Source organism: Methylophaga sp. UBA678, assembly GCF_002299105.1.
GTDB lineage: Bacteria > Pseudomonadota > Gammaproteobacteria > Nitrosococcales > Methylophagaceae > Methylophaga > Methylophaga marina.
Genome location: NZ_DBNG01000011.1, coordinates 59,931 through 70,280 on the forward strand (window position 1 = coordinate 59,931; position 10,350 = coordinate 70,280).

Genomic DNA, 10,350 nt, shown 5'->3' on the forward strand with positions numbered 1-10,350 from the left:
TCTGGTGATTAGTCAAAACTCCCTTCGGTCAGACACTGACCAATCATGATCCAGATAAAACTCCGCTACTCGTCAGCACAAACGGGGGATTTGAAAATAACCTTTTGCAGAAAGAGTTTAACCGCCCTTTGCGCTGCCGAGCATCGCAAATTAATTTGCGATAAAACACAATGAGTGTCTGAGCGTAGCGAGTTTTCATTGTGTTCCAAATTGATTGAGAAGCACAGGGAACCCGCAGGGCAAGCTTGGGCTGGCCTTTTTTGGTTCGTTTTTTGGCCAAGCAAAAAATGAACGCCCCAGCGGCAGCGCCTGATGTGAAAAAGTAAATCATCTATAGGATTTCACCCCTAGCCCCAAGCAAATGCTTGAAAACGACACCTCCACCCCCATTTAATCCTAAACCGACTGCAACGAGCAGTTCCACTAACATCCGTAAATAGCAGCCACAAAGCGAAACAAAGACCCCATGAGCAAACAAGAACTCTTATACCGTGTTGAATTTATCCAAGCCGGCCAACGTTACGAACTTTACGCCCGCGAACTCAGCCAGGGTGGCTTGTTTGGTTTTATCGAAATTGGTGATTTTGTCTGGGACACCCACACCTCAGTGGTATTAGACCCCAGTCACGAAAAACTCAAAGACGAATTTGCTGATGTGACTCGTACCTACATTCCGATGCATGCGGTATTAAGAATTGATTCGGTGACCAAGAAAGGTTTAGCCAAGATCACCGAATTTGATGGCAAAATAGCGACTTTCCCCAGCCCAATTTATACACCTACTAAAGATAATTAAGTCCGGCTTCATTACATTTTAGCAACCGCATTTTTGTAAACGCTTAGCGGTATTCACCTATATGCTGAATAAATGACTGATAGGACGCATCAGCCACTGTTTCTTCTCTTTGGACAATAAGAAGCGTCTTATTAAGCGTGCCACCTGCTATTGGCACAGCAGCGAGTGTTCCCCTGCCTACTTCATCGATAATGGTGGAAGCAGACACCAACGACACACCGAGATTTTCTTTTACAGCTTGTTTAACCGCTTCCGTACTGCCCAGCTGCATAGAAACGCCTGGTACTTTTAGTTTACCGTTGAACTTTTCACTCAAGATCCTTCCCGTGCCGGTGCCTTTTTCTCCACCAATCAAGTCGATATATTGCAGTTGATCAAGGCTGATATCATCCAGTTCTGCCATAGGATGTTTGGGTGACGTAATCATTACCAGTGGTTCAACGCGCCATAATTTGGCGACAAAACCAGCTATAGGTTGCCACCACTCCACCACAGCAACATCCAACTCAAAATTTGCCATTTTATTAACGATCGTCGGGTTGTCATCAATCATTAGTTTAATTTGTGCCGAATCCGGCTTATCCAGATAACTTCGCACATAGGGCTGTAACATATATATGCCGATATTTGAACTTGACCCCACTCTGATAGAGTCCGTTTTGATAGCTTCCACCGCTTGTTGATTTAACTTTAAAATCGAATCAATAAAAGGTAAAAGGCGCTTTGCAGACTGTGTCGGATAGCAAGCACTTCTGTTCCTTTTAATAAGGGCCACACCCAGTTGTTGCTCCAGTTTTGAAACATGCAATGAAACTGTAGGTTGTGAAATTGACAGTCTTTCAGCAGCGGCCTGAAAACCTTGCTCAGAAATCACTACTTTCAGTGTTTTAAGCCATTGTGGGTTTAACATAGTTAAGGCTTTTTCTCGATAAGATTGATTGCATCCTGAGGTTGCTCCCCACTCAATACCTGAATAATATTTTCAGCTGCACGTAGCTCAATCTCTTGCCTTACTCTTTTCACGGCCGAACCGATATGGGCGGTGAATAATGTATTAGGCTGAGCCAGCAACTGCGGATCAATATGTTTGGGCCGCTCAGTAATAGCCCAGTCTTCCATTTCAAACACATCAGCTGCATAACCACCAAGGTGGCCCGATTTAAGCATTTCCAGCACAGCCTGTTCAGAAATAACTGAACCACGACAAGGGTTAATCACATAAGCCCCCTGCTTCATTACGCTCAACTGTTCATTACTTATTAGATGATATGTCTCGTCATTCAGGGCCAGTGCCAGAATGACGACATCAGAACGTTTCAACAAATCCTCAAGCTCAACGAAGGCAAGGCCCAAGGCTGTTTCATAATCTTCAGAGAGTCTGGATTGATCCGTGTAAAGAAGCTCAGCGCCCCAACCAGCCAGCCTTTCAGTAATCGCTTTACCAATAGCGCCCATACCAATAATACCCACCGTTGAACCTGCGATTCCCATCCCGTAAAACGTCGGACGCCATCCCGAAAACTGACCGCTGCGAACATAACTGTCAGCAGCTAGAACATTACGCATTAGCCCCGTCATTAATGCGATGGTCAGTTCAGCCGTCGGTACCGTTAATAAATCCGGCACCACCGTAAACCAAACCCCGGAGTCCTGGCAGGCCTTTACATCAAAGTTGTCATAGCCCTTTAGTGCGGCGCCTATTACTCTGAGATTTGGGCAAGCACGTAAAAATGACTCGTCTACCTTGTCTGGCATGAAAGCCATCATCCCGTCTGCTTGGGAGACTCGGTTCATTAACTCATCTTGGCTTAGAGAAGCCTCAGACTGATTACTAATAACATCACAATGCTCAGAAAGATAATTCAGTGTTTCTCGGTGCACTTTATGTGTGATCACAACGCGTGGTTTCATTATTTACTCTTACTTAAACGATTTACGAAGATAACTGCTGAGAGCATCAACCAGAGTGACCATGACAAGAATAACAATCATGATGGCCATCACTTCTTGATACTGCATAATTCTAAGCGAGCCCATTAATTCAAAGCCGATACCACCAGCCCCCACCATTCCCATCACCGTGGAGGCTCGGAAGTTGTATTCCCAACGATAGATAGAAATGTCTACCATCTGTGAGATAACCTGAGGTAAGACGGCGTGATAAAGCACTTGCATATGGCTAGCCCCACTGGCTTCTGCTGCCTCAATAGGTGCTTCATCGACATGTTCAATTGCTTCAGCAAAAAACTTACCGACCATCCCCACCGAGTGCAGACCCAGCGCTAGCACACCAGGTAAAGTACCAAAGCCCACTGCCGCCACAAAAATAATGCCCATAATCAATTCTGGAACCGAACGTAATGCATTCAGGATTATTCGGGCGAGTTGGTAAATGATTGGATGGGGCGTGGTATTTCTGGCAGCAAAAAACGCAATAAATACAGACAACATTACCGCTATCGCTGTACCAGCAATACTCATTGCTAAGGTATCCAGTAGAGGTTTTAACCAACTGGAAAAGTTACTGAAATCGGGGGGGAATGACTCCCCCGCCAATGTCATAATAGCTGGGATACCATTTGCAAGCGTATCCACATCAAGCAAGTTGACATACCAACAGGCGACTAATATCAACGCAAACAGGATGAGACCATTTTTAACTTTTCTCAACCAGGATTGCTGATATTGCACCAGCATGTCCGAATAAGTCGGCTGCTTACTTAGTGAAGTATTCGTATTATCGCTCATTGTTTATCACATTTTTGCCAAATCAATTTTCAGCAAGCTGCCCATGTCACGAATAACGTCATAATCGGAGTCTGTCACGGCTGCAAAACCTTCTGCTTTGAAGCTTTTCAATACTTCAGCATTATCGAGATTAATAAATGTCACTTTTATCTTCTGTTTGAGATCATTATTAAGATTAGATCGCATAGCCCATGGGTATTGTGGGTAATCTTTGCTGTAACCAATCACCTTAATATCCGCTTTATCAATCAGGCCTCTGCTCAGCAGTGAATTGAATATAACTTCTGAAAGGCCACCCGCATCAGCATTACCATTTGCCACATTCACGGCCACCGCATCGTGTGACCCCACAAAATGCTCCTCATAATTGGTTTTAGCCGTTAAACCATTTTCCTGCAGGATAGATTTTGGAATCAGATGACTTGATGTGGATGCCTGGTCACCATAAGCCATTTTTTTACCTTCAATATCTTCAAAGCTTTCAATACCAGCATTAGCGTTGGCAATAATGACAGAACGATAAGTCGGTTTACCGTTTTTTACCATGGCGGCAAAAGGCTCTATATCACTTTTAGATTTTGCTAACACATAAGACAGCGGGCCGAAGTAAGCCAAGTCAATGCGACCAAAGCGCATCGCTTCAATCATAGAAGAATAATCGGTCGTAACAATCAGCTTGATCTTTTTACCTAGTTTTTCTTCTAGATAATCTTTTAGTGGTTGATTCCGTTTAATAATTTGTGACGCATTCTCATCTGGCAACAAAGCCACTTTGAGCATGTCAGGATCGGCATCTGCAGCGAAAGTCGTGGTGGTTGCCGTCAGCAACATACTTGCCGCCAGGGCGAGTTTTTTGATCAGTTTCATGAGTTATTCTCCATCAGGTTGAAGTGAGGTTAACAAACGGACGCGACTCCAACGCATCCTCTTTTTCTATAAGAGATTCAGACTTTTTACTGGAGTAAATTCGGGATAATTGCGCCTCATCAAGTTGATCAGGATGAGCATCAAATACAACGTGTGCATTTGCCAGTCCGACAATCCTGTCAGCAAACTGTCGGGCAAATTCCAGCTGGTGCAAGGACACAACAGCGGCAATACTGTCTTCTTGGCATACACGTTTTAGTAATTCGAGGATTTTTTGTGCTGTTGAGGGATCTAAGCTCGCGATGGGCTCATCGGCGATAATCATATCCGGTTGCTGGGCTAAAGCTCTGGCAATACCTACTCTTTGCTGTTGACCACCCGATAATTGATCTACTCGCGTCATGGCTTTATCTGCCAAGCCGACCCTTTCCAGACATTGGAGAGCAATATCTAAATCTGATTTTGGTAATGGCAGCAAACTACGAAGAAAATGATGATTAGCCAGTCTACCCGTCAGTACATTTTGCAGTACGGTTTGTCTGAGGATGAGCTGATGCTGTTGGAAGATCATCGCTGTTTTCTGGCGATGCTTGCGTAAGCGCTTTTCAGAGCTTAAATCCCCCAAACTGGCTGAGATAACCCTACCGGAAGAGGGTTTCACAAGATGATTAAGTGAGCGTAATAATGATGACTTTCCGGCACCAGAAAGTCCCAATAAAACCACAAACTCACCATTGAAAAACGACAATGACGTGTCTTCCAGTGCCACCACATTATTTTTGTAGCGAATACCTAAATGTTCAATCTTGAGGATGGGATCTTTATTTTGTGTCGCCTGCATCAACATTACCTTTCCCTATATATAAGGGCCATACATTACAAATGTTGATTGAATGCTAAGCAGAATATGTGACAACAGAGTGACAGGCAGATGACATTTTTAAGTCAGCCTGACAAAGCCGCTTATGTCTGACTCTAAGGTGGTTTGAACTCTCACGGAGTCACATTAAATGATGGAAAACAGAACTTTGCTTAAGATTATGCGCTTGATAAAACCAGCTATGAGTGGCATGGATGCCACGAATCAAACACTGACCAATCATGATCCAGATAAACTTCCGCTACTCGTCAGCACAGACGGGGAAAGTTGGATCGCTTTTCTCCCCCGCCTCTGACCACTAAAAACGCCTTTATTTCAAAGGCAAATAAATATCCGTAATTAACTCATGCTCATCCACTTCTGGGAACATATTGATATAGTGAAAAAACACTGGGAAATCACGTAGCTCTTCATCTGTTTTCGGTAACCACTGACCATAAAGATAATAAATCGGCGTATCAATATCATCCCGTGATCCAAAATGTCTTACTCTGGCACATCGCCCAGCCGGAATCGTTTTTGTTATTAGACCTTGTTCATTTTCTGGAATATCAGCCAGGACTGAACCACATAGGTCAAACTCAAACTCATCAGCACTGACAACATTGGGATCGTTATATGGCACACCATAGATATCACTGGTTTTGACTGGTGATAAACCACTTTGCTTACGCCAATCAATAAATTTACTAATGGAATCATTCAGCACATTCGGTGAACCACGGTGTTCTAATACTGCTACTTTTGTTTCCTCAAACTCTACAATTTCTACATTCATTATCATTGACCTCTCAACTCTTGTTAACTTATTAAGTTCATTCCAAATATCCCACTTGGGCATTTGTTTGAATTGAGAAGGACTCTGCTGACAGTAGTTTTTGAATGCACGTGAAAATGACTCTGGACTCTCAAAACCGGCTTGTAAGGCGATATCAATCACACGTAACCTGGGTTCAAACACTAACTGATAAGCCGCACGCTTTAATCGTGAAATCTGAATGTATCTAGCGACATTAATGCCGACAAAGTCAGCAAACTGACGATGAAAGTGATATCTCGAAAAATGTGCAATCTGGCTCAGCGAATCGACGGATAAATCATCATCAAGGTGTGACTGAATATACTCACACACCTTCATCATTCTATTTTCATACTTGCTCATGATTTACCCATCCCCTCAATTCGAGAGACAGTATCGTTGTATTTAAGAAGTGAAGCCTGACAGAAATTGCTCTTTTAATATTGCCATTATTTGGTCTTGATGACGAATCAGAGAAATGTGTGCCAATTTTAAATGTAGGTTGGGTTGAACCTGTGAAACCCAACAAATCCTGAGTCTTGATATATGTTGGGTTTCGTTCCTCTACCCAACCTACCAGAGTTTATGCTGTCATTATTTCGCCGTGATGGCGAGTCAGGGAAATATTCGCCACATCCATATGGCTCACCTGCAAGCAGGTTGCTTCGCAATTCAAAATCGTTCCAGACGATTTTGTGCATGCCCATTTCCCTAACAACCCTAGGGCACCCCACCGTGCTGGTCTACAGCTCCACTGCGTTGCTCACTTTGTCTGGCGTCTGGTTAAAACTCGCTGCGCTCACAAATTTGTCTGGAACAGATTTGGACGCCGGAGGCGCCCGAAGGGTGAGTGGCATGGATGCCACGAATCAAACACTAGCCTCCTCAGACCTGAATAAATGTCATTCCTCGTCAGCACAAACGGGGAATTAGGGATCACTTTTCGTCCCGTCTATTGCCGCCAAAAATTAGGCTTGGTTGATGGATTAAGTGGTCGAGTGTTTGAGCGCAGCGAGTTTTCGACCACGCCATCAAGCAAGGTTAATTTTTGGATCAAAGGCAATATCGGGTGCCCTTTTGTTTGGTTCGTTTATTTTGGGCAGGCAAAATAAATGAATGCCCCGCGGCAGCGTGTGAAGTTAGAGAGGTAACTTACCATTAGGTTTCAGAGCTTTTCCCAACCAACCTCCCTAGAATCTTTGACTACTATCCTGTTTCTTTAAGTAAGTTGCAGTATTCTCTATAGCCTCGATGGCTTCGTCGAGTGAAACTTGAAAAAACTCTCGAGCATTATTCACTCGCTTATCAAACAAAAGCTCATGAACTTCACTCTCTACTTTTTCAGGCTTTCTAACTCTGGCTAAATATCTAACTCTGAATGCGAAGGGGACGGAAGTTGATGAGAGTTGTTTTGCTCGATCAAAAGCAGAGTTACACGTGTATCCAATCTTAACTAAGCCTGGCATTCCAGGGTTGTCTAGAACATACATGTATCCATACTTGCCACCACTTGAAATATCGATACTGAGGTCTAGGTGTTGGTAATGAGTATAGATTTTTGCTAAGTGGGATATGTTCGTTTCTATATTTTGATCTAGTTTTTCTTTATTAATAGAAAAAACATCCTTGCTTTTTATGTACTTAGATACTCCAAAGTCATTATTCGTTAGCAAAGAAAAAATATATTTCTGTTCATACGAGTCTTTGGCCTGTCTGAATAAATCTCTTATTTTTGTACACTTTCCCGTCTTATGGAGATTTATGTATTCTCGATGAACTAAGTCATAAAACTCTTCTTTGTCATCTCGCTTCTTAGCCATCTTACTTCGATGTGTCTATCCGTATAAAATATCTCATTTTTTTACCGGCCTCTGCCACCCACTAACCGTCTTCTGCTTAGACACCGTCAAAGTTAACGCCTCCGAAGGTGCATCCTTCCGAATAGTAGACCCAGCGCCAATAGTCGCCCCATCCTCAACAGTAACAGGCGCCACTAGCTGGGTATCCGACCCCACAAACACCCGATCCCCAATCACTGTACGATGTTTATTCGCACCATCATAGTTACAAGTAATAGTACCGGCACCAATATTCACATCGGCCCCCATATCGGTATCTCCAATATAGCTTAAATGATTGATTTTAGAACCTAATCCGATATTCGCATTTTTCACTTCTACAAAGTTACCCACTTTGGCTTTGGCAGCTAAATTGGTACCCGGACGTAAACGGGCATAAGGACCTACCGAACAGTTAGCACCTACTTCGGCATTTTCAATGATGCTATTTGGCAGGATTTCAGCACCTTCATGAATAATGCTATTGATGATGATGCAGTTGGCACCGATGGTGACATCATTTGCCAGCGTATTATTACCCTCAAAAATCACATTCACATCAACGGTAATATCTTGTCCAACTGTTAGCTCACCACGAATATCTACACGAGCCGGATCACGCATAGTGACGCCAGCCATCATTAATTCAGTCGCTTCTTTCTGCTGGTAGTAGCTTTCCAACTCGGCCAATTGCACGCGGTTATTAACCCCAGCGACTTCCTGATCATCTTCACAGGTGATCGAGTCTATCTCCATGCCTTCTTCAACGGCTTTAGCAATCAGATCAGTTAGGTAGTATTCGCCTTGAGCATTATTATTATCGAGCTGTGATAAGGCTGTGTTTAACCATTTAGCTGGAATACACATGATGCCGGTGTTCACTTCGTTGATTTCACGCGTTTCTTCGTTAGCATCTTTTTCTTCGGTGATCATCAGCATACGGCCAGTGACATCACGTACGATACGGCCATAACCTGTTGGGTCATCTAATACCGTGGTTAGCACTTTGAGTGTATTGGCATCACCTTCATTTATTAAAGCTTCCAGCGTTCCCTGCTCTATTAGTGGTACATCGCCGTATAAGACTAAAACCTGATCACTCTCCTGATAAAAAGCCTTGGCCTGTTCAACAGCATGGCCTGTCCCTTTTTGCTCTAACTGCATGGCCGTATCGATACCTTGCTGTTCAAGATAAGGCATGACCTCATCTGCACCACTGCCACACACAACGGCTAGTTGACTGGGATTGAGTTGTTTAGCGGTATCAATCACGTGTTGCAGTAAAGGTTTGTTGGCCAATGTGTGCATGACTTTGGGTTTTGCTGATTTCATGCGTGTGCCTTTACCGGCAGCGAGGATGATAATGCTCAGGCTCATAGGGTATTCCGTATTGGTAATAATGGGTTAAGTTTAGCAGACAATAGATAAAAAAAAGGCCGTCACGAGGACAGCCTTTTTTATTTTTTTGCAGTGAAAGACTAGCGTCCTTTACTGTTCGATCTTAGTCGCTCGATTGCACGCAGTTGCGCCATTGCTTCAGCCAGTTCTTTCTGAGCTTCTGCAAAGTCACGTTTCGCTGAGCCATCATTGATCGCTTTTTCTGCATCCGCTTTCGCTTGTAATGCAGCCGCTTCATCAACGTCAGCCGCACGTAATGCGGAGTCAGCCAACACAGTAACAACGTGTGGTTGGACTTCCAGCATGCCGCCAGAAACGTAGTACTGCTCTTCTTCGCCGTTCTCTTTCAAGACACGAACTTCACCTGGTTTAAGGCGAGTCAGCATAGGTGTGTGACGTGGGTAAATACCCACTTCACCCAACACAGCTGATGCAAAGACAGCTTGTGCCAGACCTGAAAAGATCTGATTCTCTGCGCTTACGATATCAACATGGATAGTCATAGCCATGTTTACCTCCCAGGGGATTAGTACTTCTTAGCTTTCTCGACAGCTTCTTCGATGCTACCTACCATGTAGAACGCTTGTTCTGGTAGTGAATCGTAGTCGCCATTCAGAATGCCTTGGAAGCCAGCAATCGTGTCTTTCAGAGAGACGTATTTACCAGGTGCACCAGTAAAGACTTCTGCTACGAAGAACGGTTGTGACAAGAAACGCTGAATCTTACGAGCACGAGATACAGTCAGTTTGTCTTCTTCTGACAGTTCGTCCATACCCAAGATCGCGATGATGTCTTTCAGTTCTTTATAACGTTGCAATGTACCTTGAACGCCACGTGCTACTTCATAGTGCTCGTTACCAACCACTAATGGATCAAGCTGACGTGAAGTTGAATCTAACGGGTCAATCGCTGGGTAGATACCTAATTCAGCAATTGAACGTGATAATACAACTGTCGCGTCTAAGTGAGCGAAGGTAGTAGCAGGTGATGGGTCAGTCAAGTCATCCGCAGGTACGTATACCGC

At 43.8% G+C, this 10,350-nt stretch carries 11 protein-coding genes and 1 pseudogene; 2 read left to right on the forward strand and 10 right to left on the reverse strand.

Features of this window, described 5'->3' with window-relative positions:
* The first annotated feature begins 466 nt into the window (after window positions 1-466).
* On the forward strand, window positions 467-796 hold the full coding sequence (locus B3014_RS06745; protein ID WP_289243532.1) for a DUF1820 family protein: 330 nt from the start codon (window positions 467-469) through the stop codon (window positions 794-796).
* 43 nt (window positions 797-839) lie between these two features.
* Here the strand turns inward: B3014_RS06745 and B3014_RS06750 are convergent, their stop codons facing one another.
* The 5 genes from B3014_RS06750 to phnC are packed head-to-tail and all read right to left on the reverse strand — an operon-like array spanning window position 840 to window position 5,252.
* Window positions 840-1,706 carry a LysR family transcriptional regulator gene (locus tag B3014_RS06750; protein ID WP_289243533.1) on the reverse strand — a complete coding sequence of 289 codons (867 nt, stop codon included), beginning with the start codon at window positions 1,704-1,706 and terminating at the stop codon, window positions 840-842.
* A gap of 2 nt (window positions 1,707-1,708) precedes the next feature.
* Complete coding sequence (locus B3014_RS06755; RefSeq protein ID WP_289243534.1) at window positions 1,709-2,707, reverse strand: phosphonate dehydrogenase; 999 nt, start codon at window positions 2,705-2,707, stop codon at window positions 1,709-1,711.
* A 9-nt stretch (window positions 2,708-2,716) separates the two neighbouring features.
* Window positions 2,717-3,544, reverse strand: coding sequence for a phosphonate ABC transporter, permease protein PhnE (gene phnE / locus B3014_RS06760; protein WP_414683047.1), 828 nt, complete (start codon window positions 3,542-3,544; stop codon window positions 2,717-2,719).
* Window positions 3,545-3,550: 6 nt separating this feature from the next.
* Entirely contained in the window at window positions 3,551-4,411 is an 861-nt protein-coding gene (gene phnD, locus B3014_RS06765; RefSeq protein ID WP_289243535.1) for a phosphate/phosphite/phosphonate ABC transporter substrate-binding protein, read from the reverse strand.
* Between the two features lie 13 nt (window positions 4,412-4,424).
* Entirely contained in the window at window positions 4,425-5,252 is an 828-nt protein-coding gene (gene phnC, locus B3014_RS06770; protein WP_349675870.1) for a phosphonate ABC transporter ATP-binding protein, read from the reverse strand.
* Between the two features lie 169 nt (window positions 5,253-5,421).
* Here phnC and B3014_RS06775 point away from each other — a divergent pair, with 169 nt between their 5' ends.
* Window positions 5,422-5,586, forward strand: coding sequence for a hypothetical protein (locus B3014_RS06775; protein WP_289243536.1), 165 nt, complete (start codon window positions 5,422-5,424; stop codon window positions 5,584-5,586).
* A gap of 15 nt (window positions 5,587-5,601) precedes the next feature.
* On the opposite strand, the gene B3014_RS06780 is transcribed toward B3014_RS06775, so the two are convergent.
* The 5 genes and pseudogenes from B3014_RS06780 to B3014_RS06800 form a co-directional block, all read right to left on the reverse strand.
* Complete coding sequence (locus tag B3014_RS06780; RefSeq protein ID WP_289243537.1) at window positions 5,602-6,453, reverse strand: AraC family transcriptional regulator; 852 nt, start codon at window positions 6,451-6,453, stop codon at window positions 5,602-5,604.
* An 827-nt stretch (window positions 6,454-7,280) separates the two neighbouring features.
* Window positions 7,281-7,910: a GIY-YIG nuclease family protein gene (locus B3014_RS06785; protein ID WP_289243538.1), complete on the reverse strand. Its 630-nt coding sequence runs from the start codon at window positions 7,908-7,910 to the stop codon at window positions 7,281-7,283.
* Window positions 7,911-7,943: 33 nt separating this feature from the next.
* Window positions 7,944-9,305, reverse strand: coding sequence for a bifunctional UDP-N-acetylglucosamine diphosphorylase/glucosamine-1-phosphate N-acetyltransferase GlmU (gene glmU / locus B3014_RS06790; protein WP_289243539.1), 1,362 nt, complete (start codon window positions 9,303-9,305; stop codon window positions 7,944-7,946).
* Window positions 9,306-9,406: 101 nt separating this feature from the next.
* Window positions 9,407-9,835: a F0F1 ATP synthase subunit epsilon gene (locus B3014_RS06795; RefSeq protein WP_286306031.1), complete on the reverse strand. Its 429-nt coding sequence runs from the start codon at window positions 9,833-9,835 to the stop codon at window positions 9,407-9,409.
* 17 nt (window positions 9,836-9,852) lie between these two features.
* Window positions 9,853-10,350: pseudogene (locus B3014_RS06800) on the reverse strand (F0F1 ATP synthase subunit beta); the annotation flags it as partial.

What these genes read in the sequence shown, in the direction of transcription:
- phnD (WP_289243535.1), bottom strand. Translation starts at nt 4,411, where the DNA reads ATGAAACTGATCAAAAAACTCGCCCTGGCGGCAAGTATGTTGCTGACG.
- B3014_RS06775 (WP_289243536.1), top strand. Translation starts at nt 5,422, where the DNA reads ATGATGGAAAACAGAACTTTGCTTAAGATTATGCGCTTGATAAAACCA.
- B3014_RS06750 (WP_289243533.1), bottom strand. Translation starts at nt 1,706, where the DNA reads ATGTTAAACCCACAATGGCTTAAAACACTGAAAGTAGTGATTTCTGAG.
- B3014_RS06785 (WP_289243538.1), bottom strand. Translation starts at nt 7,910, where the DNA reads ATGGCTAAGAAGCGAGATGACAAAGAAGAGTTTTATGACTTAGTTCAT.
- phnC (WP_349675870.1), bottom strand. Translation starts at nt 5,252, where the DNA reads ATGCAGGCGACACAAAATAAAGATCCCATCCTCAAGATTGAACATTTA.
- phnE (WP_414683047.1), bottom strand. Translation starts at nt 3,544, where the DNA reads ATGAGCGATAATACGAATACTTCACTAAGTAAGCAGCCGACTTATTCG.
- B3014_RS06745 (WP_289243532.1), top strand. Translation starts at nt 467, where the DNA reads ATGAGCAAACAAGAACTCTTATACCGTGTTGAATTTATCCAAGCCGGC.
- B3014_RS06780 (WP_289243537.1), bottom strand. Translation starts at nt 6,453, where the DNA reads ATGAGCAAGTATGAAAATAGAATGATGAAGGTGTGTGAGTATATTCAG.
- B3014_RS06755 (WP_289243534.1), bottom strand. Translation starts at nt 2,707, where the DNA reads ATGAAACCACGCGTTGTGATCACACATAAAGTGCACCGAGAAACACTG.
- B3014_RS06795 (WP_286306031.1), bottom strand. Translation starts at nt 9,835, where the DNA reads ATGGCTATGACTATCCATGTTGATATCGTAAGCGCAGAGAATCAGATC.
- glmU (WP_289243539.1), bottom strand. Translation starts at nt 9,305, where the DNA reads ATGAGCCTGAGCATTATCATCCTCGCTGCCGGTAAAGGCACACGCATG.